A 25,750-nucleotide genomic window follows, 5' to 3' on the forward strand; every position below is an offset into this window, starting at 1 on the left:
AAAAAACGTTAAAAAATAAATAGTTAAGCAGACATGAGCGTGATAAACAAACTCTAAAGTCGCTCACGATCAAAAAAGCAAGACATTCGATGTCTTGCTTTTTTGTGTTTGATACATTTAACGGACATTAGGGGCGTGTCTTCAATTCACTCGATAGTCATCTCAATGGGCTAAACATGGCTGAATCTTGCCAAACATCGTCAAATAGCTGGTTAATATCTCGATATTATCTGCGCTCTTTTCCTTGTTTGACGGCAATTTATCTCATTTTTATCAGCATTTTTGACATGAAGACACGCACTAATATTTTAGCAAGTAGGCGCTAAGCACAGGTCAACCATGGTAAAGCGTTTGAGTTATACTCTAAACATTGCGCCATTTGGCGTCAGTCCAACATACGCCATGCCCGCTTGGTTTAACCAATGAGGTTGAATAATGCCATGTTGTAAAATGGCATGAATGTCTCTATGCGCTCTCTCTATTCGATGTTTTTTATAAAGTGAGGCAGTGCCAGCGACGGCATAAACCTCAGACAGCATGGATCTAGCATCGTTTGCTGCTTCACAGGCCGCGGCCCACACATCAGCCAGCTGTTCATCAGTAAATGTGTTCTGTTTTTGCGATTCTGCCCATAATGTTTCAACGCTACTATGTAACTGCAAACGTCTAGATGCCAATAGCGTTTTACTCTTTGCGATGGCAGCTTGCACTGTACCACGATCACGTAAATCTGGGCTCTTATTTGGCGTCACTCGCTCAAGACATATATCGATTAAGTCATCGGTTGCCGCTTTTAACACACCTAGTGCCATCGCGGCACAGCCCGCTGCATTGATACAGCCAATAGGCAGACGACTATATGCATTATCAATGGCAACAGGGCTATCAAAACCAACAGCGTATGCTTCTTTTACAAAAGCATCTTTGACGACTATATAGTCAGTTCAAAATAAAAGTGTTATGGTCAGGGCAAATATCATAAAACAATTTAGATAAGTCATTTTCCATCCAGCCTTGGCGTAGAAACTTCACTTGAGCCCATTTTTTCTCAATAGGGTTCAAGTCTGGGCTGTACGGCGGCAGCCATAGGATACGATGACCATGCCTGTTCAGTAATTTTTGGATACGTCTACTTTTATGAAACCGAGCGTTATCCATGACAATCACGCATTTGGTTTTAAGGCTTGGGATTAGGGTGTGTTTGCACCAATCGTAGAATATGCCGCTGTTAATGTTGTGTTCAAAGTAATCCAGTGCAAATAGCATCTTTTCATATAGAGCCCCAATGACGTTGGTTCGCTTTTTACCTTGCCAGTTGTAGCTGTCGATACAGGGTTTGCCTATCAGTGCATAACCATGAGGACGAATGGTCTGGCTTTCAAAACCGCTTTCGTCCATATACACAATGGGATAACCTTGCTGTTTAAAGTTATCAAGCTTACTCTGATACGCCGCTCTTTTTATTGGACATGCTTTTGGATGCTCTAAGGTCTTTTTTTTTGACTGATGCCTAGGCGTTTTAAAGCCTCACAAATGGCTGGGGCAGTACAGTTGAACCGTCTTGCTCTCTCATAGTGATAGTCATCAGGGTAACGCTCAACGTCTTTGCGTAGTGCATCATCCGGTATTTTTGATGGCGTAACATTGCGAGTGCTCTTACTATGCAGCCGTTTCTTCCACTTTTGAATGGTGGTTGGACTGATGTCATAAAAAGAGGCTGCCTCGGCAAAGGTCATGCCATCCTCTAAGCTTTTTAGTACTTGTTTGCGATAATCTAGTGAGTAAGTCATGATAAATAATCATATCTGTTGAGATGTTTTATCTTATAACATTTTTATACTTAATGCACTATATCGTGACTACCAGTGCCATTTAATCCGCCGACATGCCATGTATCAACGATTTCTACCTTTTCTTTTGGAATAAAAAACAGCTTCAGATTTGCTCCTGGACCTAGGGTAGTCGGAGAGCCTTCTGAGACGACCAAACAGCGTAGTACAAACCAGTCTGCTAACTCACACCCCGATACCAAGGTCCATTGACCAGAGACCATGTAGCCATTCTCTACTGTATGAGCCACGCCTTCAGGACGTGCTGAATTGGCGTAGACATGAGCAGGGTTGTGGTATATCTCTTTCATACTGGTTTCGTCTAAAAATCTACCAAAGGTACAAGCTAAATGATTGTTCCATGTAATCCAAGCGACAGAAGCTTCAGCGCTAGCCAATGTTTCATAGACCTTGAGCGTCTCTACAGGATTGCCTTCCCAGCCTCCAAATGACTTTGGCAGTCCCATTCTAAAGAGCGACAGATCCGAAAGCTTTTCGATGACTGTTGGTGCAATCTTTCTAGCGGCTTCAGTATCAGATCTCGCTGATAAGGCCAATGGATAGACATCGTTAGCGGCATCGGATGGCAGAATGTCTGTATTATTTGATAAAGATGTATGGCTCATCACTTTTTACCTATATTGATTTATAAAACAACATGTAAATATATAATTAATGAATTTTAATTAATTCTATTTTTTACATATATTAATACCTTTAACAAAAATAGCCAATAGTTGTTTGTTATAAATTAACAACTTAAATGTTGATTAAGGTATTAAAGGCAGTGTTAAGTATGGGCAGACAGAATAAACCTCAAATAATCGAGGCATAAAAAAAGGCTGAGCAGTTGCTCAGCCTTTTTATTGATCGTCATGCCTACCAAATCGTATTTAACAAGCCGTACTTAACGAGTCATACGGTTTGGTATATGGCTTGCCTAGTTTTTTAAGACGTCTGCCATGGCGTTGGCTACATAGTCGATATTACTGGTGTTCAGTCCAGCTACACACATACGTGAATTGGAGATCATATAAATACCAAATTCAGTTTGCAAGCGTTCGACCTGCTCAGGCGTCAAACCAGTGAAACTAAACATACCGTTCTGACGGGTAATATAGTCAAAGTTACGGTTTGGTATTTTGGCTTCTAATACTGATTTTAGTTTTAAGCGCATAGCCTTGATACGATCACGCATCGCGTAAACTTCGCCAACCCATTGCTCATGTAACGCTTCATCATTCATGACGATGTCGACGACATGGCCGCCGTGTGACGGTGGGCTTGAGTAGATACGACGCACCATTGCACTCATTTGACCAAATACACGATCGGTTTCGTCGACAGTCGGGCAAACGATAGACAGTCCACCAACACGCTCGCCGTATAGCGATAAGTTTTTAGAGAATGAGTTGCTGACAAACAGTGGTAAGCCCATATCGACTGCTTTGCGAATCGCGTAAGCATCGCTGTCCATATCTTCGCCAAAGCCTTGATAAGCAATATCCATAAATGGGATCAGTTCACGCGCTTGAACGACGTTTAGTACTGTGTCCCATTGCTCGCGAGTCAAATCCAAACCTGTTGGGTTATGGCAGCAAGGATGTAAGAGCACTACATCATCTTTATTCAAGGTTTCAAAAAACTGAATCATCTCATCGAATTTGATGCTGCTGTTTTCTTTATCATAGTATGGATATTTACCGACTGTGACATCAGAGCCTTCAAAGATGGCAATATGGTTGCCCCATGTTGGATCGCTCACATAGCATTTGGCTTGTGGGAACCATTGATTGATAAACTCGGCACCTACTTTGAGCGCGCCAGAACCGCCGATGGTTGCAATAGTAGCAACCAAACCATCTTTTAAAACTTGTGCGTCTTTACCAAAGAGCAGTTCCTGACAGCCTTTACGGTGTCCAGGTAAACCTGCCATCGGCAAGTATGGACGAGGAGAGACTGGATCTGCAATGCGCTGCTCGGCAGTTTTTACACATTCAAGGACGGGTAGTACGCCATTTTCATCATAATAAATACCAATGCCTAGATTGACTTTGTTTGGATTATTATCTGCTAAAAACTTTTCCATCAAGCCTAGAATTGGATCGCCTGCATAATGGTCGATACGTTCAAACATTTTATTTCCTTAGAAGAGGATAAATTTAGCCGTCAAAAATCATAAAACAAATTGGTCAGTAACTCAATATGAATTATTAAATTTAAGGGCGTTTGATTTATAAAAACAGTCAAAAACTATATTTTTTATAGAAATAGCGGCTAAAAGTCCAATTTGGCTGTTAGCGGCTATTCATCAATCTCGCTAATTATAGTCAGTCCTAAATAAAAGAGAGTCGATCACAGAATAAAGAGATACATTTTTGCCTGCCTACTGTGTCTATGTAGACAGAGGCTACGCAAAATGTAATTTGTATCGCTGTGTTCCATCACTGTATTTATCGTATAGTGGATCGCCTATAGTATCACTTTAAAAAATCAGGATGGGTAAAGGCAGGGTTTGGATAAGTATAAAAACCTTCACCTGTAGAAACGCCAAGTTTATTTTGATCAATAAAATGCTCTTTTAAATAAGCGACTGTTTTGAGGGCTAGTGGATCTTGGGTCTTTTCTGCAGACATCTTATTAATATTGTATGCAGTGTTGATGCCTACGGTATCAAGTATACCGAATGGACCAACTGGAGCGCCTGTGGCTTTCATCCATGTTTTATCAATGGTGTAAGGATCAGCCACTTCTTTGGCTAGTAGATCTAGACCAGCACCCAGTAACGGTACCAATAATGAATTGATAATATAACCGGGTTGTTCTTTGTTGAGTGGTAATGCCAACATACCAATCGCCTTAGCAAACGCCACAACGTCATCAAAGACTTTAGGGTCAGTATCAGGGTGTCCCATTATTTCAGCAGTATTATGTACCCAAATATTATTGGCAAAATGCAGGGCTAAAAATTTAGCAGGTCGTCCAGTTGAGTCAGCAAACTGGCTTGGTAATAGGGTAGATGAGTTGGTGACAAAAACAGTTTTTTCTGGTGCCACTTTTGCCAATTCTTCATAGAAGCTGATTTTAATTTTTGGGTTTTCAGGCACGGCCTCAATCATTAAATCCGCATCTTTAACTGCGTCTTTTAAATCGGATGAATAGCTGAGGTTTGCAAATGTTTTGTCTAATTGCTTTTGACTGGCCTTCATATCTCTTTTGAATGCAGCACATATGAGTTCAAACTTTGCTTTGGCTTTTTCTAAGACCTCATCGTTAATATCATAAACGGTGACGTTAAATCCATGAAATGCGGTCTGAAAAGCAATCTGATAGCCTAGAACGCCACTTCCTGCAACGGTTACATTTTTATAGGTCATTATTTTAATCTCCTACTGAGCAAAGACGCTTTTATTTTTGTCCAGTTTCGGGTTGGTTGAAAAACTCTTTTTTATGACGAAAATATCAAATGATACTTATTTTACTTTAACAGATACCGCCAGACTGGTATGTCTTTTTTAAGACTATTAAAGGTACAAATTTGCTAGGGAACCTTCTCAGATAAAACGACAGACTTCTAACTGGGCTAAACGCGGCTAAATTTTGCCAAGCAGCGTCAAATCGATGAAGGTGTATTCTAATTGATGACACGCTTTGCTATGGCTGGACTATCTTTAGCGATTCGTTCGTTTGAAAAAATCCATAAAAAAGCCGGACGAGTTAATCTTGTCCGGCTTTTTACAATTAAGGTTGTGCTCGTATCAGCTCAAACTGATCAACTAAAACTTATAGTTGATGCCCATATAAAACGAACGACCTGCGCCAGGTACGGCAGTGCCCCAGTTGGATCCGGTAGTTAGCTCGTTATTGATGCCCATGGTTCTGCCTTGACCCATATAAGACCCGCCCAGTGGCAATGCGTAGTTTTTGTCCAACACATTATCAATACCTGCCTCAACGCTAACCGCATCCCATTGATAGCCAGTGCTCAGGTTCAATAAACCGTAACCTGCTGTTTTAACCTCATTACGCGGCGTTGATACTTTGTTTTTAGCGGCTACAGCAACCACTTCAACTTGGTTTTTCCAGTCATTGTTTTCATGATTGAGCGCAATGCTGGCATTGAGTGGCATGATATTGTAAAGATGAGAACCTGTATCTTTATTTTTGCCGTTGGTGTAGCTCAGTGATCCAGCCAGTCCCCAATCACCCCAAGCATTAGAGGTTAAGTCGCGGTCAGCTGTGATGTCGATACCGTATATTCTGGCATCTTGGTTGGTATAACGCATCACGTTATATTGGTCGCTGGTTTGAGTGGTTGCAGCGGTATTGTTTGCTGAATCCCACTGTACGGCATCAACGTAATCATCGATGTGCGAGTAATAAGGTGTCGCTTTGATACCCCAGTTATCATCAGCACTGCGCCAGTCAAATGTCATGGATAGCGTATTAGATTTTTCAGGTTTTAGATCAGGATCACCGAAATAGCCATTACCATCACCCACAGTGTTATTCATGATAGAGGCCATGCCCCATGTCGACCATGTATATCGCTCGTATAGGCTAGGAGTGCGCTCTTTGTGTGAAGCACCAAATTCGATAGAGCTGTTGTCGCTCATATCGTAGCGTGCAATGGCAGTGGCATCGATATTATTATCAGTGGTGCTACGGTCACTGGCATTAAAGATGGCGCTATCGCGGCCTTGGTTGGTCATCATCATTGAGTTGTAGCCACTGACCTCATCAGCACTGGTACGTACGTTTTCGTAACGAGCACCTAGCTGTGTGTTCCACTTTGGTGCTATTTGTTTTTCCCACTCAGCATAAACACCGATACGTTCGCGTTCGCCATTATTGATATTTTGAAACTCATTAGGCGCCATCATACCAGTACCAGAGGCGGGCCATAAGTCATCGAGTGTATAGTCTTGATACTCAGCGCCTAGGGTCACCGTACCTTGGTCAATTAAATCAACGATACCCTTAAGGTTAGCACCGATGGTTTCACTGTCGGTATACATTGGCATGCCAGCAGCGGTGCCATATAAGAACTGTTTGTCCTCACCAAAGTTCATATAGTGTTCGACGTCTTCGTGGTAAGCCTGTGCTTCTAACTGTCCCCAGTTTAACTCACCTTTATAGCGCAGGTTCACTCTGTCGAGCTGGTTGTCTAGCATGTCCATACGCTGGTTTGGGTACAGCTCTTCTGGCACGTGTTGCCATAGGTAGGTACCTTGTAGCAGATGATCTCCATTTTGATAAGCCACATCGACAGACTGAGTCTGGCTTTCAAAAGCAGTCGAGCCAACTTCATCTTTCGCCAAACTTTGACCGCTGCCACTTGCATCAGTATAAGTTTTAAAGTCACCACCAGCATCGTAGTTGTCTGATTTTGCATAGCTGCCTTTATACGACAGGCTTAGTACGTCATTAGCGATGGTGGTTTCAACGTTGGCGCCGTAGCCATTGCCGTTGCTGCGATAGAATGCACCCACTTCACCTGAGGTCACAACGGTACTGTCTTCTGAAAACGTTGGCTCTGCTGACTCTACGACAATGGTGCCACCGATACTATTACCACCAACACTCACGGGTGTGACGCCTGCGTAGACAGTGGTTTCTTCGACTGCACTCGGTGAGATGTAGGATAGTGGTGAGTTCATGCTGTTTGGACAGGAGGCGATTGAGTCGACACCATCTACTAAGATACGCAGACGGTTATCAGCCAGTCCTCTAATCACTGGTAGGTTTGAGATGCCACCTGCACTTTGCACATTAATACCAGGGATTTTGGTTAATATGGTTGCAGTATCGCTAGTCGCTACTTGCTGGTGGTTGATATCATTTTGATTAAGCGTCGCAGATGTACCGAGACTATTGGCGCCTGACGCGCTTGCCTCCACGGTAATAGCTGGCAGGTAAGCCATTGGTATATCATCATTAGAATGATCTTCGCCATCGTGCGCGTATGCGCTACTGATTTGAAACAACGCCACTGCTAAAACGCTCAGCTTTAGCGTAGGTGTGGTACTTTTTAATGAATGTCGCATAGTATGCTGTCCTGAAAACTTTGAAAAACACGTGATAAAGGAGATTGTATTTTCGATTATCAGTCATAAAAAATAACGCATCATTAACGCTATAGTCGATTCAATTTAAAAGTGATGCAAGGCAACCTAGCGTAGATGTATATTAAATACTTCAAGCGAGGTTAACGCAGTAATACTTTTATAAGGGGTGACTATAATAGCCAAAGGTTTGCTTTGGTTATTCAGTAGCGCGTCAAGGTTGCAGACAATCAATGCTGAACCAACCAACAAGATTATTGGATGATTGATAATGATTGGTTATGTCGTGACTGATTTAAGTCATCAAAAAAGATGGTGGAGCGCGGGAGAAGGGTCGTAAGAAGTCAGTTGCATAGTAGGCATTTATCGTCTGCGGTATCATCGCTACGATAGTGGTGATTTCTATGGGATGAAATTCAGGTGATTCGATGATAAGCGGAGTAATTACTGCTGACATGGAAGTACATATGTCACAGCTACTGTGTTGATGAGTATCGTGTTTGGAGGTCGTGATGGTCTTTGAATTTACCACTGCCGCCGATTGTGCTGCTGTCTCTGAGGGTGCCAGCATCGATGCATCTGAATGATGCTGCGAGTGCATACTGTGATTATGAGCAGCAGATACAACAGGTGCAAGCTCAATACAAATACCATGACCCAAGCTGGCATTGTCACTCCATAATGGTGTTAATAAAGGAGTGGTATGTAACAGCCATGCAAGACACGCCAATAGTATAGCTGTCCACATCATTGCAGGCGACAACAAATATCGGTGCATGTTATTGGGCTGCTTTACAGTCATAGTGTGTTCAGTTCACTGGCATGGCAAAAAAGTAATTGATAATATGCTTTTAATACAATTAAAAAAGAAAAATTAACAATATTCATAAGAAACACTATTTTACGGTAATTACCTTACTTTTTACAAGGAATAACGCTTCTGAAGAACGAATAAACCTATGACCGTAAAAACAAAAACCCCCGATAACTTTTATATAAGCGTTATCGGGGGTTTTTAGTTATTTGTATTGAGGGTACGTACTCATTGTAAAGGTTGCCGTTAAAATAAAAACAGGCCCTAAAACAATGGTGTTAAGTCTCTTTATTTAAATTCTTACTTATACTTTTTTTGAGAAAATGGTCGAATATAAAAGGGCCGAACGGTAGAAATGAACCCAGTACACCTGCAGGCAGGGCCCATAGCGGCATTTTTATTCTACTGACCGTAATCAGTAGTATCAGAATATAAGTGATAAACAATATACCGTGCGTCATACCGATATACTTTACTGCTTCAGGAATACCCATCATATATTTAAGTGGCATGGCTATGCCCATCAATAATAAAAAAGAGGTACCTTCTAGATAGCCGACAATGGTTAATATTTTTAACGATAAGTTTTGTGATTTGCTAAGGCCAGTTATTTCATTGCTATTGGGGTTGGTGGTCTGAGCTTGTGACACTTTATCTTCCTTTTGGTATCTTTAATGTCATATAAATCGAATAAGGCTTTGATTATCAATCGCTATGATACAGGTTTAGCTTTTACGCCAATAGACTTTTATAATCGAGTCAGTACGTTCTAATGTGAACCTCTCCCTTAGTAACCCACGTAGTGCTTTAGCGGTACCTGCTTCGAGTGCGCCCCAAACTTTATCAATTTTTAAGGGGTGAGTGGATAAGTAACTTTCTAATGTACTGTCAATCAATGTGGCTAATTCACGTCCCGAATTTACTTGACCGGTCACTAAAGGCAATACCGTAAAAGCACTCCCTACATTATTTTCGGTATCAGAGGTGATATCATTGCCTATTTTAACGTCATCAAAATAAGCCTGATCATCTTCATCTTGAGTAATGCAGAGGATTAAAGGTGGTAAAGGATTGTCCCAAAGCTCGAGCAGTCGTGCCACGGTTGGTATCGATGTTTCATCAGCAATCAGCAATGCTTGACCATTACGCAGATGCTCCACCTTTTCGGGGAACTCACGCTTACTAATCACGCTATTACCTGGTTGCAATGAACGTGCCCAATTACCGCCAGAAGTATCTCCATGCAGATACACATCAACCCATGCTTGCATGCCATCCGAGGTTTGCCATGCTTTTCTCAGTGTGTAATAGCAATGAGATCGTGAGGGACGATCGTTGTCATTTGTGACGTTATGTTCTAAATCAAATAAATAGGCATAGCCTGCTTCACTAACAGGTATCAAGTTAGACGGATTGATCTCTGGTGCTGTTAAGGTCAGACGCAGCATATTTTTACTAACGGGATAGCTGTTTTGTACGATAAATTTTTGTTTAGTCAGCTTGATACTTTTTTTACCGAGTTTCTTATCTGCGCGTTGTTTGAGCAAAATATATTGCGTCTGTAGCTCGCTAAGCTGTGAGATGGGTGCTGCAAAGTCAATGTAAACTTTAGGGTCTTTAATAACATGATTTTGAGTGTTTGATGAAACCTCTAAGTCATTGGGTTTAGCGATAACTGAGATGGCGACGCCTTCAGCATAAATGTCAGTCAACTGTATGTCAGCATTATCCATCTCTTCAGTAGTTAGAAAAGTGAACGCTTTTAAAAAACTCAGTAACTCGTCAAAATGCTCTTCATTTATATGAGCAATGGTGCTTGGCAGTTCTGGAATACTCAATGAGGTGTAGCTGTTTCTGTGGGTTTGATGTTTTATGGTAGCAGTTGATGAAATAGAATCGGTCATATATATACTCACGAACAACAGTGAATGGAAGTAGAAGAATTATATTTTGTGTTAATGATAATTGTTTTTATTACGGTTTACGAGTAAAATCGGTTTTTATTGGTTATCTAATACACATACCATGATTTAAATTAACAACATTAACAACGAGTGTCTCTATGTTACGTGCAAACCAACTGACCATCAGTCGTCAAGGAAATACTCTACTAAACAATGTGAGCTGTGAGATTGATAGTAATCAATTGGTGGCATTGGTTGGACACAATGGTTCAGGCAAGTCAACCTTGATCAAGGCATTAGCAGGCGAGATGGCGAGCAATAGCGGTAGTATCAATTTGGATGAGCGCAGTATCAGTGATTACAGTAGTAAAGAGCTGGCGCGACAAATGGCGTATTTACCGCAGCAATTGCCTGAGGCAGCTGGATTTACGGTACGTGAGCTAGTGATGTTAGGACGTTACCCACATCAAAAATGGCTACAAAAGCCCACCCAGGTAGACAAAGATAAAGTTGCAGAAGCGATGCGTACCACACAGGTGGAGGCATTCGCTGATCGTATTACCGCCACATTGTCAGGCGGAGAGCGTGCGCGAGTTTGGCTGGCTATGTGTCTGGCACAGGACACGAGATATCTGTTACTCGATGAACCACTGGCTGCGCTAGATATGCACTATCAGCTAGAAGTCATTCAGCTGATTCGCCGTTTGGTCGATGAGCAGGGCTTAAGCGTGGTGATTATCGTGCATGACATCAATCTGGCTGCGCAGTATGCCGATCGAGTAATCGCCCTCAAAAAAGGCTGTATCTGTCATAACGGTGATATCAAAAGCACCATGCAACCAGACATACTACACAATATCTTTAATGTCGATATGCAATTACTCAGCCATCCTATAACAGGGCAGCCTGTCGCCATCGCCTAATGTTTGGCGCGTCTTATTTTTCTGACTTGCTTACTCCACCTTATTTGCCCAAAAGATAGGCCACTATGTTTTCTGCTCTTTATAAAAAAAACATCTCTAAAAATGCTATCAATCCCTCAACCAAACGCCTATCGCCAGACTCCTTAACGTTGCCACTAAAGAATTTGTCTCTTGTCTTAGGCTTGGTATTGACCACCATGCTAAGCGCGTGTCAGGAACCAGTGACTGAGCAAAAAGATGTTCAACAAAGTGCTCAAACAGACGCTCAGGCAGCCGACGCGACTCACACGAACATTAATATTGTCTCACCAGACTGGGGTAACGCAGCAACTTTGACCGCAATGGGCTATCCTCCAATTGCGACTGGAGATGTCCGAGTATGGGATAGATGGGTAGGAAAGCCAGCACTGCCATCCGGCACGATTGATTTGGGTATTCGTTATCAACCAAATGCCGAGCTAGTCGCACAGCTGCCTGTCGATTTGGTCGTCGATAACTCGTTTTATCAACACGCTCGCAACCTCTATGGTGATGTGCCTGCAGAGTCTATTATGTTCGCCGCCAAAGGAGAGATTGCCAATTGGGCAGATTATACTGAGCCCACTCGTAAGCTAGGAGAGCTAATTCATGAACCAAAACTGGCCGAAGATTATATTGCCAAAAGCAAAAAAGACATAAGCCTTGCTAGTGCGCGTCTGCAACAGCGCTATCCAAACGTCAAGAAATTCGCCGTGGTACAGTTTGTTGATGCCAATAATATGCGTATGTACGTGGCAAACAGTTTGTTTCAACCAGCGCTCAAGGGCATGGGTAAAGAGCTTGACGTGTTAGGTAAGGGTAACCAGTGGGGATTCGTATCGATACGTATGGGAGACTTGGCGCAGTTAGATGATGAGACTTGTTTGTTGATTATAAACCCACTGAGTCCAATTACACGGGCTGAGATTGATGACAGTTTGATTTGGCAACGTTTGAGTTATGGCAATGAGCGCTGTGTGGGTGAGCTGCCACCAGTATGGATCTATGGTGGTATGTCATCATTGGTCAGCTTGGCCAATAATCTATCAGCAGTCACACTGAAAGGCGGGGCCGCATCATGAGTATAAATACTGCTAATAAGTCATGGCGACTATGGGTAATGCTGATCATGCTCATGGTGCTGTCACTATGGAGTGGCTGGGCGTTAATTGCTCAGGAGTGGACGCGGCCTATTGGTGATTTGCTGATACCGAGCTCGCAGTTAGATATCGGTAGTATGGCGACACAGCTGCATTTGGTGGCAACCAGTATCGTCGCGTTGTTGGCAGGTGGTTTGTTAGGCGTCGTCAGTATTCTACTACAGCAATTGGTCAAAAACCCATTGGCATCAGATACTACTTTAGGGGTCGGTGTGGGCGCGCAACTGGCCATACTGCTCGTGACCTTGTTTTTGCCAAGTTTGGCAGTCTATGGTGGTATTTATGTTGCCTTTGTCGGTGCGATTATCAGTATGGGCTTGGTGTTTGCGTTGTCAGCGCCCAGTCGTTTTAATCCATTAATATTGATACTTGCAGGCTTGGTGGTCAATATTCTACTTGCCGCAGTCGCCAATGTGTTGGTGCTGTTTTTCGCTGAGCGCAGCAATGGTATGATGTCATGGGCGGCTGGGTTTTTGGCACAGAACAGCTGGCATACCAGTACGATGTTAGCGATAACGGCCGTTGTGATGGCGGCGGTTTGTTTGCCATTATTAAAACCACTGACTTTAATGAGCTTGGATGATTTACAAGCCAAGCGTTTGGGTGTGCCTATCAATGGCATTCGTGCGCTAGTGGTACTCATCGTGGCAGTGGTGACAGCGTTAGTCGTGAGTGAAGTTGGGCTGATTGGCTTTATCGGTTTGGGTGCAGCAAGCTTAGTCAATGCGCTAGGTATCTCTGCTATTAATAAACGTTTGGCAGCTGCTTTTGTCCTAGGGGCCTTGCTATTATGGCTGACCAGTAATGTTGCGTTATTGCTCGAACCGATACTTGATATGCAGATTCCCGCAGGGGCGATGACAGGTATCCTTGGTGCGCCATTGATTATTTGGTTGATTCTTCGTCAGCGCCGTGAGCAGATAGAAACGGTAACACCGATGGTCACTGGTAAGCCTGTATCTGTCGGGATATGGCGCTGGGGTGTTGGTGTGGTGGCACTCATTGCATTGGCCTGCTTGTTTGTTCAGGACATGAATGGATGGGGGCTTAGTACCGATTGGGCAATTACTGAGCAGTATCGTCTGCCTCGCAGTTTAAGTGCGGCAGCAACGGGTCTAATGTTAGCCGTCGCTGGTGTGCTACTGCAAACGCTCACGCGTAACCCGATGGCGAGTCCAGAAGTGCTGGGTGTCAGCTCGGGCGCAGCGCTTGGCGTTATCTTAGGGTTTTTACTGCTGCCTAGCTTGGGGTTGTCTGCAGGATCAGGCACGCTGCTAATCTCAGGGCTGTCTGGTGCGATGCTGGTGCTGCTACTGGTTATGTGGCTGGCGCGCCGGGTTAGCTCAGGCTATCTATTATTGGTCGGTATTGGTATTGCTGCCATGATGGATGGGGTGATGCACATGGTGAAGCTGTCTGGTGATCCACGGTTAGAGGCGATGCTTAGCTGGCTATCGGGTACCACTTATAGCGCGCAACCTAGCACTGTCTGGTATCTTATTGGTATTGCTGTTATTTTGTTTGCACTTAGTCTGCTGGTGATAAAACCATTGCGTATCCTTGGCTTGGGTACGGGCGTGGCTCGTAACTTGGGCGTTGCGGTCACACCTGTGACGCTGGCACTGTTAGTACTGGTTGCCGCACTGAGTACGGCCAGTACGCTTGCAGTAGGGCCGCTTAGCTTTATTGGTTTGATGGTGCCGCATCTGGCAACATCACTGGGAGCGACCAAACTTGAACGTCAATTGCCATTGGCCGCTTTGCTCGGTGCAGGGGTGATGGTGATAGCAGATTGGATTGGGCGTTATGTTATCTTTCCTTATGAGCTGCCTGCGGGTACGGTAGCAGCGATTATTGGTGGCGCTTATTTCTTATGGCTGATTCGCAAAGTGCCTGTATCTGCGAGTTGATGGTCTTTATGCGAATAAGAACGTTTCAGACAGCTTAGTGTTCACTGATAATGTGACCTAATCTATGAGTATAGTCGATTCAATTTAAAAAGGATACAGTGCTTCTGGGATAAATTTTGCGAAGCCTCTGGAGTGCGAAGTGCACAGCAAGCGAGGAAAGTTTATCCCAGCATAATGCTATTTTTAACGTACCTCTTTTATATCGAACTGACTATAGAACCAACCCCGTTTTTCTGTAAACCAGATAAACGGGGTTTTTATGTGTTTAACATGCCATGCTTTGTTGTATGTCATCTGTCGCACTCAATGCTACTGCCACAAAAGCAGCAACCGTCGCGCTGTTGTTATTTTGCTTATGTTGAATATGCACAGGAACCTGTGTACTGACATGGTTTAACGCTATAAAATGACAGCCATCACTATATAGTTTGCGTACGCAATAGGGTGCAATCGCCACGCCCAGTCCTGCTGCCACTTCGGTCACCAATGTCTGCATATGCTTGGGTTGGCTGATGATATTGGGTGAAAACCCAGCTTGCTTACATAGTGTGATGGTTTCATCAAATAGACCAAGCGCTTCATCGCGGTTAAAAATAACAAACTTTTCGTCTTTTAATTGCACTAAATCAATGGTTTGTCGGTCGGCTAAAGCATGGCTTTGGTTCACAATTGCCACCAATTTGTCGATATAAATATTGTGGCTGATAAAGTCATCAGCAATGGCGCTCGGTAATGGCCGCGAAAACCCAATGTCGATACGGTCATTATTAAATGCTTCTATCTGTTCGGTCACCGTCATCTCAAACAACGAGACGTGTACGTGCGGAAATTTTTCTTTATAACTGCGTACCAGTGTGGTCATAAAGGTCAAACAAGCTGAGCTCAAATGCGCGATATTAAGTGTGCCTATTTGTCCATCATGTGCTCGCTTCACTTGTATCTTTGCTTGTTCTGCTAAGGCTAAAATAACAGCACCGTCTTTCAGTAGTTGCTCGCCAGCGGGCGTGATAGTCACTTCACGAGAAGTACGGTTAAACAGGACAACCCCCAATTCTGTCTCTAATGATGAAATCTGACGACTGATGGCAGGTTGTACCGTATATAGCTCACGCGCTGCTTCTGAAAAGCTCTGGTGCTTGGCTACTGCCATAAAGCTTTTGAGTGTTTTTATATCCATATTAGCCATACCTTTTATCAATTTATCTTATCAGCTCATCGTTCAGTCTTAACTTTTATATCTATACATTATTTGTATGGATTCAATCATATACTATCATTTTTGTTATTGATTGCTAAGCTCTATACTGGTGGCATGATTTATTAAGCTGAGAAAATAATGGATAAGCCTGTACTAAACCAACCATCAAGCCAGTCGTCGAGCCAATCACTAAGCCGGTTTATTCTGCTGTTAATGACCGCTGCCATTGCGGCAACGGCGGCAAACTTATATTACAACCAGCCTATTTTACCGCTCATCGGTGCTGAGTTTGATTTGACCGACTCACAACTGGGCAGTATTCCGGCATTGACGCAGTTTGGTTATGCGTTTGCTTTGCTATTTATCTCACCATTGGGCGATTCTATTGCGCGTAGACGCTTGATTGGTATCTTATCCTGTTTATTAGTAGCCGCATGCGGTTTTGCTGCCGTGTCACCAAGTTTGCCTATACTGTTACTATCCGTATTTTTGATCGGTGTTAGTGCCAATATTACCCAGCAGCTCATTCCATTTGCTGCGTCCATGGTGTCACCTGAAAACAAGGGTGCAACGCTTGGCACGCTGATGATGGGGCTAACCATTGGTATTTTATTATCTAGAACCTTAAGTGGGTTTGTAGGTGAGCAACTTGGCTGGCGCAGTGTGTTTGTGATGTCTGCGGCGTTTGCCGCTGTCTTTGGGGTACTGCTTCGGGTGTTTTTGCCAACCAATACACCGCATACCACGCTGCGTTACTTTCCACTTATCAAAAGTAGCTTATCACTATTTGTAAAACATAAATCCCTGCAAAAATTTACTTTGGCAGGCGCATTTTGGTTTGCCTCATTCAATGTGCTGTGGGCGACGCTAGCGATTTATGTCAGCGAGGCACCTTTTAATTACAATGCGCAGCAGGCAGGGCTATTTGGTGTGATTGCGTTGGCAGGGGTGATAGGGGCCAAATCCTCTGGCAAATGGGTCAATAAATTGGGCTCTAAAACGCTAGTGATGATGGCACTGACACTAGCAGCGACAGGCTTTGCTATTACAGGGTTGTTTGCAGGTAATTTGGTGTCGCTGATTATCGGGATTATTTTAATCGACTTTGCTGTATTCAGTGCACAAGTGGCCAATCAGGTTCGGGTCTTTAGTATCGATCCCGCCGCTCAGAGCCGCATCAATGGTATCTATATGCTGGGTTATTACACAGGTGGGGCATTGGGGTCTATGGCGGGTGTCAAAGCATTTGCCTTGTACCAATGGCCAGGGGTAGTGATGGTCAGTATCCTCTTTATCATCATCAGTGCCGTATTTAATGCGTTTGCCAAAAAATAAGTGATATCAGTACAGTTATATCAGTACATAGATATCGATGTTATTTTTTATCGACTAAGGACATATATGAACCAGTTAAAAACCGCAGGTAGTTTTACCTTATTGTGTATTGCCAGTTTGACCATTATGGTCGGCACGTTACTGGCACCCGGCTTGGTTAGCATTTCGGCAGGTTTGGGTATTACTGATAACAGTGTGCTGCTAATTACCTTACCGTCATTAGGTGCGGTGGTGTTTGCGCCACTAGCAGGAAAGCTCATCGATAAATATGGCGCGTACAAACTCTTGATCATCGGGTTATCTTTGTATGGGCTTGTAGGTGCCAGTGCTTATTTTTTACATGGGCCAGCGCAGGTGTTTAGCAATCGGTTTCTATTGGGTGGTATCACGGCGGTCGTCATGGCGAGCTGCACGGTACTCATCTCTACGTGGTATCAGGGAGAGGCACGCCTAAAAATGATTGCTAAACAAGGCATGTCCATCGAGCTTGGCGGGGTCATTTTCTTGTTTTTGGGTGGCTTACTTGCGTCACAATTTTGGGCCTTACCGCTATCGATTTATTTGGTGGCGTGGGTGTTTTTAGCCATGCTGTTACTGTTTGTACCGCGTAATCATGCAGCTACAGCAGAGAATGCACAGATAGTAAAAGACGACAGTAAAACCATTATTAGCGGTCTGACTCTAAAAAATGTGTATCTTATCTCAACCTTAGCGATGACTATATTTTTTACGTCAACCGTGTTATTGCCCATCACTATGAATGAGCTTAGCTACAACGAATCACAAATCGGTCAGCTGCTGGCTTTTATCTCTTTGGTGGCGGTCGTTACCGCAGGTTTTATGCCCAAAATAATCAAATGGTTGAATGAGCCCAAAGTACTGGCGCTGGCATTCTTAGCATTTGCATTGTCATATGTTTGCTTTACGCAAGCCAGCACCTTGATATTAATAATAGGCGCGCTGTTAATCGGCATTGGCTTTGGCTTTAGTATTCCGCTACTGAACCACATGACAGTAGAGTTAAGCGCTGCCAAAGTACGTGGTCGTAATCTATCGTATTTTACGATGGCAGTGTTTTCGGGTCAGTTCTTCACATCATTTATGGAGTATATGCCGGGCGGCGCGCACAATGTGTTTATTCTATGTAGTGTATGCAGCGTCATTATTAGTGGGGTGTTATTTATGAGAGGGGGCAAATCTGCCTGAGTTAGCGTTTATAGTTGTAAAAGAGAAGGTGGTCAGCTAATAGCCTGTGGGCTGTTAGCAACGCAGCGTGCAGAAGTGTCTCCATTCTGATTAATTTCAGCGTCATTGTCTAAAAGAGGCGGATTGGGTACTTTATGCCAACGTTTTACGCTTACAGCACCTATCAACTTAATGGTGCTCGCATCGCCTTCATTTGCCTCTACGCTGCGTAGTACTTTTTCTTTACCAGTTAATGGACCTTGCGGATTATGTTCTGGACTTTCAGCATAGTAATTATCATCATACCAGTCACTCATCCATTCATAGTTCTGATTGGTCATATCATATAATCCCAACGGATTAGGCGGATATAGACCTACTATAGGCACAGCAAGGCTAGTATTATATTTACTTCTTATCTCCTGTTTTTGCTCAAAAGTCCATATATTACGTCCATCGTCTATATCTCCTGTATCGGTTGGAAATAGCACATACTGACCACGATTACGAGCCGCATACTCCCACTGAGCCTCAGTTGGTAGATTCATCGATACATTTAGCTCGTCTCCAAGCCACTGGCAATAGTGCTGAGCTGTTTGCCAGTCGATACCCGCAGCAGCATTGGGTTGGCGTACTTTTTCTGCATACTCTTGCATCCCTTCTTTTGGCTGTCCTGTCGCCATGCTATAGATATCGAAGTCACCATAAGTTGCCTTGTACGCATTCATACTAAAACTATCAAGTGTTACCTTATGCAAGGTTTTATTATCTCCGTTACTAGAAATTGGCATGCCACCAGTCCAATCAAGCTTTGGCCCAAAGTCGCCCATCTCATAACTACCGCCTTCAATAAAGCGCATATTGGCTTTTTGCTTAGCGACAAAGTCATCAAGCTGCTTTTGTTCAGCATCGGTTAGATCGCTACGAGTTTGGGGTACGCCATTGTTGTCTACTGATGTGTCAGGCGTGTTGGCGCAGGCAGATAAAGTGCATAAAGGTGATATCAATAAAGATAGGAGTAGGGGTTTAAAAGTCATAGAAGCAGGCAGTTATCTGTTATAAAAAATAAGGCAAAATATCCAATATTAAACCGTTTTCGTTTGGTTAAAAGATATTGAAAATTGGATAATAGTCGAAAATCTGGTCAATATATTGCGATAAATTTCTATATATGACAAGTCTTATCTAAAATGAAGAGTCGGATAGACGTTATACTGCATAAAATTTGGGCGTCTATAGCCTTGCTTTGGTCCATAAATAAAAATCGAATATAGTCGATAAAATACAGTATGTATTTGAATACCGGCTTTAATAGTTAGCCTAAAGGTATCCAAGTAAGAAAAGCCACATATAATCCTTACTTACATTGGTCAAGTGTGGTTGCAACTGACGGCAGCCTCGTCCTATTTGTACTGGCTGGTCTAGACCAAATCGACTATGGATCCAACAAATTTGAACGTACCTTCGATCATGAAAAGGCTCTCTAAATGTTAAAAGCTTTAAAACCGCTATCTATATGTTTTTCGATAATGTTGGTCTCCTGTTCAGTTAGTTCTCCTACTAACGATCTAAATGATAGCAGACTAGAGAGTGCCGAACACCCACTAGGGCAGGATAAGGCAACTATCGTTAAAAATGAAAAAGTATCTTTTGACAGCATAATCAAATGTAATGGGAACTTAGATTAACACATGAAGTGCAATACCAAATGCAAGGTGAAAAAAAGACCTAGATGCGCTAGCATCAAAGTTTTTATCCACCGACCAAAGTGAGATTGCAACCATGAGCTATACACATCTAAGCCTAGGTGAACGATACCAGATTTATGCCCTTAAAGGGGCAAAACATAGTATTAATTTTATAGCGAGGGCGTTAAACAGAAGTCCCAGTACCATATCAAGAGAGCTTAGACGCAATAAAAGCCTACGAGGTTACCGAGCAAAGCATGCTAATAACAAGGCTTGTGACAGACGGGCTAACAACGCCACAACTATTGTGACTGACCTCTGGGCATGGGTGACAGACAAGCTTAAAGAGAACTTGCGTCCTGAGCAAATATCTGGCGTTCATGCTGGTATCAGTCATATGAGCATTTATCGCTATATTTGGCGTGATAATCAGCATCACAAGCAAGCGATTGTCACGCTCGTTGAACGTAAAACGGGGCTATTGAAGATGAAGCGTGTGGGTCATAAAACAGCACAGCAAGTATCAGAGGCAATGATAGAACTCTTAGCGCCAGTGAGGTTGCAGGTTAAGACCATTACCTCTGACAATGGTAAAGAGTTTGCTCAGCATAAGAAGGTGAAACAAAAGCTCTTTAGCCCTTTCTTCTTTGCCGATGCTTATGCGTCATGGCAGCGAGGAACCAACGAAAATACCAACGGCCTTATCAGAGAGTACTTGCCTAAGGGTTGTGACTTTAGACAAGTCTCTGATGATGAGATGCAGGACATTGAGAACAAATTAAACAACAGACCAAGAAAACGATTAGGGTTTAAGACGCCTATGCAGGCGTTCTATAATATTAATTAGCGTTGCACTTGGTGTGTTAATCTAAGTTTGTTAATCCTTTATATTTTTCCGAATAATAATTTGTTAAATATTAGGGCGTGTCCTCATTTTAAAAATGGTGATAAAAATGAGATAAATTGCCGTAAAACAAGGAAAATAGAGCAGATAATATCGAGATATTAGTCAGCTATTTGACGCCGTTTGGCAAGATTTAGCTATTTTTAACCTATTTAGATAACTATCGATTGAATTGAGGACATGCCCTAGCATGTGGTGTTGGTGGGACTTGCTTTAATGCAACTGCAGAGAAAGGTGTGCTAATGGTCTAAATAAGGTTTAACTAAAGGCCGTTTATAAACACTATCTGTACTGCGGTAGTGAGTCAAGATAAATCTGGGCTAGCAAAATCATATTATCTTTATTCAATTATCATCAGCCTTACTTTTAGTAGGCTAATCGCCATTAATATAGGGCGTGTTGAACATTCAAATATGGTGCTGGCAGTCACTATTTTTTAGACAATATGCAGTGAAATTTTTGATGCCTAGTCATTCTAGGTTAAACAATTTCGCCATGTATTGGCAAAAAAGAGTATTGCCCTCCACTCGAGCATAGCTCTCGCCTTGCAAACGGGCAAAGCAGTGCTTTGCTGGATCCGTTCTCAAGGCTGATGCTAAAATCACCCCAAACGTTATTGCAATCCTCGTTAAGGTCTCGACATTATCGTCGGCTTGCGCCTAGTTTGGTGCAATTTTAGCAATCAGCAGCCCTAATATTTGAATGTTCAACAAGCCCTAATAATAAATGAAAAGAAAACCAGAAAAATAGCGTTAGGCTAGGGGCAATAATACCAATCAACTCAAATTCACGAATGGAACGAGTTTTGGAGATACGCGCTAAGAACATACCAACGAATGGTGCAAATGCAATCCACCATGCCCAGTAAAATATAGACCAACTGGTTTGCCAGCTACCAAGTTCAGTATTAGGATCCCAAACAGTAAAGACCATTACGGGTACATGGAGGATATAAGAAAAAATACCTTTGTCCAGCATTTCTAGGGCAAACATAGAAGCGCCAAAAATTAAGAAGAATCCTAGTAGTAAGAATGATAATATCATATTGATATTACTGAGCCATTTTACCCCGCGACCAACGCCTGATAGAGCAGAGGTGATGGCTAGGCATATGACTACAAACAGTGATAACAGCAACGCACCTGTAGTCGGTTCAGTATTCACAGCGTTAGTCACTAACCAGCTGATACGCGATTTGAGGTCGTAAAGACATAAGTAAATTATCAAGTACTCTCATTACTACTCTGTAAGACACCACTATAAAACTGAATTAAGGAGCGATTATGCACATTACTGCTAATTTTGATGCAGGTAATATCGAGGTTATTAACCTAGATGATAAAAAAGACATTCAATTAGCCATTCGTCCAGACATTGGCGGTGAGTTTTTTCAGTGGTTTAACTTTCGTCTGTCTGGTCAGATAGGAGAGCAGTATGTTCTCAATATCATGAATGCAGGAGAGGCATCTTATCTAGAAGGGTGGGAGAGTTATCAAGCAGTCGCTTCGTATGATCGTCAGCAGTGGTTTCGTTTGCCAACCTCTTATAAAGAAGGCAAATTAACCATCATGGCAGAGCTGGAATGCGAAACCATTCAAATTGCTTATTTTGCTCCTTACAGCTATGAGCGTCACCAAGATTTATTGGCAGCAGTACAAACGCACCCATTGGTAATGCTAGAGCATTTAGGCGAAACGCTTGATAAGCGCGAACTGACCTTGGTTAAAATCAGCAATGATGATAGCAATAGTGATGCGAATAAACGCAACATATGGATTACCGCCCGTCAGCATCCAGGTGAGACGATGGCAGAGTGGTTGGTCGAAGGTTTGTTATATGCTTTATTAGACAGCGATAATCCCACGTCTAAGTCGTTATTGGATAAAGCGAACGTTTATATTGTGCCCAATATGAACCCTGACGGCAGCGTGCGTGGACACTTACGTACTAACGCGGTGGGAACCAATTTAAACCGTGAGTGGGAAAGCCCAAGCTTAGAGAAAAGCCCTGAAGTATTTCATGTCATTAATAAAATGAAAGAAACCGGCGTTGATCTGTTTTATGACGTGCATGGCGACGAAGCACTGCCGTATGTATTCCTTGCTGGATCGCAAGGCATTCCAAGCTATAGCGACCGTCTCGCTGGTCTACGTGATAGATTCTCAGAGATATTGAAATTGGCAAGTGCCGACTTTCAGTCTGAAATTGGCTATGAGATTGATGCACCAAGCACGGCCAATATGACGATAGCAACCCACTGGGTGGCTGAGCATTTTGATTGTCTTGCTAATACGTTAGAGATGCCATTCAAAGACAATGATAATCTGCCTGATAAGGAGATGGGCTGGTCACCAGAGCGCTCTGCTAAATTGGGGGAAGCCTCGTTAGTGGCTATGCTTGCCGTGGTAGATGATTTACGTTAGTTTTATTTAAGTAAGAGTGAAGTCCAAAGTTTTTATCAGTGCAATGCCACTACTATGACAACGATAGTGATGGCATTTTTAGGTCTAAAATAACACCGTTAAATCAGACTCCTAACGATAAAAAACCAAACGGCCAATACCAATATTAAAATTGTGCTTATTGACCGTTTACTAGTGCTCAGATTAAAGACGGCCAATACCATAAAAAATGTATTGGCTTATAGTCGATCCACTATAAAACAAATACAGCGATACGGGTTACATTTTGAGCCGCCTCTGTCTGCGTAGGCACAGAAAGCAAGAAAAATGTAACCCGTATTTGTGGTTGTGCCTCTTTTATTTAGGACTGACTATATCATGTTTACGCTTACTTTGATTAATGATTAAGCCTTAGTGAAAATCGCTTCTTCACCCAAGCGTGATTTGGGTATCTCGGCATTAAAATCGTCATGATTGCGGTAACCAAATGATATAACCGCCACCGCAGAATAACCTTTGCTACGCAGGTCAAACTCTTCATCCAGCGCTTGTAAATCAACACCTTCCATGGGTACGGTATCAATTCCTAATAGCGCCGCGCCCAACAGTACCGAGCCCATGTTTAGGTATACCTGTTTGGCCAGCCAATGTGGCTCATCTTTTACATCATATCTATGAATGTCTAAAAACATTTGGCGTGCTTGGTGCATTTGTGTTTTGAATTCTGGCTGCGCATAACGGCCATCTTCATCTTCTTTTGTTAGCACTGCCTGCATGTATTCATCATCGGCGTGGATACGTGTGCAAAATACCACTACGTGTGAGGCATCTACTACTTTAGGGGTATTGAAATGAAAGGCGCCTTGAGTGCTTTTAGCAATACGTGCTTTGCCTGCGTCATCATCTGCAATCACAAAGCTCCATGGCTGAATATTGGTACTTGATGGACTCATTTGTAATAGGTTTTTGATTTGCGCAAAGTCTTCATCAGCAATTTTTTTGCTTGGGTCAAATACTTTGGTGCTGTAACGCCAGTTTAGGGCTTCATTAATGGTTTTCATAATAATCCTTGAATGCGGTTGGTTAATGACGGTTAGGTATAGTCAATCCTAAATAAAAGAGGTATAACTACGCGATATGGGTTACATTTTTCTTGCTTGCTGTGCCTACGCAGACAGAGGCGGCGCAAAATGTAACCCGTACCGCTATATTTATTTTATAGTGGGTCGACTATATATAAAGTTGGTATCAGCTATGCAAAACAGGCTACTCGGCGGTATCAGGCCAGCCTTCTAGTACAATTTTTCCGTGCGCGGCTCTATCTTCTAGCATTTGGTGGGCGCGTCGCACGTTTTTAGCCGTGATGGTGCCAAGCTCGTGAGCCACGGTGGTTTTTAGCTTGTCTGCATCAATTAAGGTGGCCACCTCATTTAACAAATGATGCTGCTCTATCATGTCGGGTGTGGTAAACATCGAGCGGGTATACATAAACTCCCAATGTAGGCTTATGCTTTTTAGTTTTAAGGCATTCACATTTAAGGTGTTGGGGTCATCTATCAGTCCCAGTTTGCCTCGTGGTTTTAAGCATTTAATGATTTCATCAAAATGTTCTTCGGTGTTGTTTAAGCTCACCACGTAATCTACTTCGGTAATGCCGATTTTGTTCAGCTCATCTGACAATGGGTTACGATGATTAATTACATGATCTGCGCCTAGCGTTTTTAACCATTTAACGCTTTCACTGCGGGATGCTGTGCCAATAATTAATGCGTTGGTTCGGGTTTTGAGCAGCTGCGTCATGATTGAGCCCACGCCGCCTGCAGCACCGACCACTAAAACTGTTGGGCGATTCTCTGTCTGTTGTGCTGAGCTCTCATCAGAATCTTGGCTGAGAGTAACGGGCACTTGTAAACGATCAAACAACATCTCCCACGCTGTGATGGTGGTTAAGGGGAGAGCCGCTGCTTCAGAGAATGAAAGTGATTCTGGCATACGTCCCACAATACGCTCATCAACCAGTTGGTACTCGGCGTTACTGCCTGAGCGGGTCAAATCACCTGCGTAATACACATGGTCGCCCACGGAAAATAAGCTCACTTCGTCGCCCACGGCCGTCACCACACCTGCGGCATCCCACCCAATAATCGCGAACTCACTCTCTGCGGCTGGTCTTGATTCACGGATTTTGTAATCAACCGGATTGACTGAAATGGCTTTTATCTCGACCAAAATATCACGGCCCGATGCCACCGGTTTGTCGATAGTAATGTCTTGTAATGCCAGCTCGTTGCTGATGGGTAAGTTGTGCTGATAACCAATTGCTTTCATAGTGGGTGTCCTAAATGTGTTGGTTGTGATATGAATATAATTTTTTTGATGCCAATGCTTGTGCTAGCTAAGTAGTGCGACTAAGTA

At 43.0% G+C, this 25,750-nt stretch carries 22 protein-coding genes; 7 read left to right on the plus strand and 15 right to left on the minus strand.

All coding sequences use genetic code 11. The features are described from left to right. Positions 1-356 precede the first annotated feature (356 nt). The 10 genes from ACT3SX_RS02245 to ACT3SX_RS02290 all read right to left on the minus strand — a co-directional run bounded on the left by ACT3SX_RS02245 (position 357) and on the right by ACT3SX_RS02290 (position 10,612). Positions 357-812 (minus strand): hypothetical protein, encoded by a 456-nt coding sequence (locus ACT3SX_RS02245; RefSeq protein WP_192992200.1) that lies wholly within the window; start codon positions 810-812, stop codon positions 357-359. A gap of 127 nt (positions 813-939) precedes the next feature. Next, the gene (locus tag ACT3SX_RS02250; protein ID WP_192521036.1) at positions 940-1,464 is read right to left on the minus strand and encodes an IS630 family transposase; all 525 of its coding nucleotides are present in this window, start codon (positions 1,462-1,464) and stop codon (positions 940-942) included. A gap of 20 nt (positions 1,465-1,484) precedes the next feature. Further along, entirely contained in the window at positions 1,485-1,790 is a 306-nt protein-coding gene (locus ACT3SX_RS02255) for an IS630 transposase-related protein (protein WP_192521035.1), read from the minus strand. A 50-nt stretch (positions 1,791-1,840) separates the two neighbouring features. After that, on the minus strand, positions 1,841-2,455 hold the full coding sequence (locus ACT3SX_RS02260) for an acyl-CoA dehydrogenase family protein (protein ID WP_192992500.1): 615 nt from the start codon (positions 2,453-2,455) through the stop codon (positions 1,841-1,843). Positions 2,456-2,769: 314 nt separating this feature from the next. Then, positions 2,770-3,966 (minus strand): amino acid aminotransferase, encoded by a 1,197-nt coding sequence (locus tag ACT3SX_RS02265; protein WP_192519770.1) that lies wholly within the window; start codon positions 3,964-3,966, stop codon positions 2,770-2,772. Between the two features lie 343 nt (positions 3,967-4,309). Continuing rightward, on the minus strand, positions 4,310-5,206 hold the full coding sequence (locus ACT3SX_RS02270) for a 3-hydroxyacyl-CoA dehydrogenase (RefSeq protein ID WP_192519771.1): 897 nt from the start codon (positions 5,204-5,206) through the stop codon (positions 4,310-4,312). A 399-nt stretch (positions 5,207-5,605) separates the two neighbouring features. After that, positions 5,606-7,876, minus strand: coding sequence for a TonB-dependent receptor (locus ACT3SX_RS02275; RefSeq protein ID WP_192519772.1), 2,271 nt, complete (start codon positions 7,874-7,876; stop codon positions 5,606-5,608). 313 nt (positions 7,877-8,189) lie between these two features. After that, positions 8,190-8,696, minus strand: coding sequence for a hypothetical protein (locus tag ACT3SX_RS02280; protein ID WP_192519773.1), 507 nt, complete (start codon positions 8,694-8,696; stop codon positions 8,190-8,192). 290 nt (positions 8,697-8,986) lie between these two features. Further along, the gene (locus ACT3SX_RS02285) at positions 8,987-9,358 is read right to left on the minus strand and encodes a DUF3817 domain-containing protein (RefSeq protein WP_413038455.1); all 372 of its coding nucleotides are present in this window, start codon (positions 9,356-9,358) and stop codon (positions 8,987-8,989) included. A gap of 75 nt (positions 9,359-9,433) precedes the next feature. Beyond that, a complete protein-coding gene (locus ACT3SX_RS02290) occupies positions 9,434-10,612 on the minus strand; it encodes a siderophore-interacting protein (protein ID WP_192992382.1) in 1,179 nt (392 codons plus the stop codon). Positions 10,613-10,770: 158 nt separating this feature from the next. Between ACT3SX_RS02290 and ACT3SX_RS02295 the strand changes: the two genes are divergently transcribed. The 3 genes from ACT3SX_RS02295 (at position 10,771) to fhuB (ending at position 14,623) form a co-directional block, all read left to right on the plus strand. After that, positions 10,771-11,535, plus strand: coding sequence for an ABC transporter ATP-binding protein (locus tag ACT3SX_RS02295; RefSeq protein ID WP_192519775.1), 765 nt, complete (start codon positions 10,771-10,773; stop codon positions 11,533-11,535). A 65-nt stretch (positions 11,536-11,600) separates the two neighbouring features. Next, a complete protein-coding gene (locus ACT3SX_RS02300; protein ID WP_225739213.1) occupies positions 11,601-12,635 on the plus strand; it encodes an ABC transporter substrate-binding protein in 1,035 nt (344 codons plus the stop codon). After that, positions 12,632-14,623 (plus strand): Fe(3+)-hydroxamate ABC transporter permease FhuB, encoded by a 1,992-nt coding sequence (fhuB, locus tag ACT3SX_RS02305; RefSeq protein ID WP_192992381.1) that lies wholly within the window; start codon positions 12,632-12,634, stop codon positions 14,621-14,623. The genes ACT3SX_RS02300 and fhuB overlap by 4 nt, the downstream gene beginning before the upstream one ends. A 265-nt stretch (positions 14,624-14,888) precedes the next feature. Here the strand turns inward: fhuB and ACT3SX_RS02310 are convergent, their stop codons facing one another. Continuing rightward, a complete protein-coding gene (locus tag ACT3SX_RS02310; protein WP_192992380.1) occupies positions 14,889-15,800 on the minus strand; it encodes a LysR family transcriptional regulator in 912 nt (303 codons plus the stop codon). 159 nt (positions 15,801-15,959) lie between these two features. On the opposite strand from ACT3SX_RS02310, the gene ACT3SX_RS02315 reads away from it, so the two are divergent. Together ACT3SX_RS02315 and ACT3SX_RS02320 are read left to right on the plus strand one after the other, a co-directional pair. After that, on the plus strand, positions 15,960-17,156 hold the full coding sequence (locus tag ACT3SX_RS02315) for an MFS transporter (protein WP_225739326.1): 1,197 nt from the start codon (positions 15,960-15,962) through the stop codon (positions 17,154-17,156). Positions 17,157-17,222: 66 nt separating this feature from the next. Continuing rightward, positions 17,223-18,362: an MFS transporter gene (locus ACT3SX_RS02320; RefSeq protein ID WP_192520641.1), complete on the plus strand. Its 1,140-nt coding sequence runs from the start codon at positions 17,223-17,225 to the stop codon at positions 18,360-18,362. Between the two features lie 32 nt (positions 18,363-18,394). Here ACT3SX_RS02320 and ACT3SX_RS02325 read toward each other — a convergent pair whose 3' ends face one another. Further along, the gene (locus tag ACT3SX_RS02325; protein WP_444519058.1) at positions 18,395-19,378 is read right to left on the minus strand and encodes a formylglycine-generating enzyme family protein; all 984 of its coding nucleotides are present in this window, start codon (positions 19,376-19,378) and stop codon (positions 18,395-18,397) included. 745 nt (positions 19,379-20,123) lie between these two features. Here ACT3SX_RS02325 and ACT3SX_RS02330 point away from each other — a divergent pair. Further along, positions 20,124-20,876, plus strand: coding sequence for an IS30 family transposase (locus ACT3SX_RS02330; RefSeq protein ID WP_444761669.1), 753 nt, complete (start codon positions 20,124-20,126; stop codon positions 20,874-20,876). A 732-nt stretch (positions 20,877-21,608) separates the two neighbouring features. On the opposite strand, the gene ACT3SX_RS02335 is transcribed toward ACT3SX_RS02330, so the two are convergent. Then, the gene (locus ACT3SX_RS02335) at positions 21,609-22,109 is read right to left on the minus strand and encodes a BCCT family transporter (protein ID WP_413038462.1); all 501 of its coding nucleotides are present in this window, start codon (positions 22,107-22,109) and stop codon (positions 21,609-21,611) included. Positions 22,110-22,216: 107 nt separating this feature from the next. Here ACT3SX_RS02335 and ACT3SX_RS02340 point away from each other — a divergent pair, with 107 nt between their 5' ends. Beyond that, positions 22,217-23,356, plus strand: a complete 1,140-nt coding sequence (locus ACT3SX_RS02340; RefSeq protein WP_192520179.1) for a M14 family metallopeptidase — start codon at positions 22,217-22,219, stop codon at positions 23,354-23,356. Positions 23,357-23,739: 383 nt separating this feature from the next. On the opposite strand, the gene nfsB is transcribed toward ACT3SX_RS02340, so the two are convergent. Beyond that, positions 23,740-24,396, minus strand: coding sequence for an oxygen-insensitive NAD(P)H nitroreductase (gene nfsB, locus ACT3SX_RS02345; protein ID WP_192520180.1), 657 nt, complete (start codon positions 24,394-24,396; stop codon positions 23,740-23,742). 205 nt (positions 24,397-24,601) lie between these two features. Next, the gene (locus ACT3SX_RS02350; protein ID WP_192992459.1) at positions 24,602-25,663 is read right to left on the minus strand and encodes a zinc-binding alcohol dehydrogenase family protein; all 1,062 of its coding nucleotides are present in this window, start codon (positions 25,661-25,663) and stop codon (positions 24,602-24,604) included. Between the last annotated feature and the right edge of the window lie 87 nt (positions 25,664-25,750).

The sequence above is a fragment of the Psychrobacter sp. AOP31-B2-9 genome, assembly GCF_052378005.1.
GTDB lineage: Bacteria > Pseudomonadota > Gammaproteobacteria > Pseudomonadales > Moraxellaceae > Psychrobacter.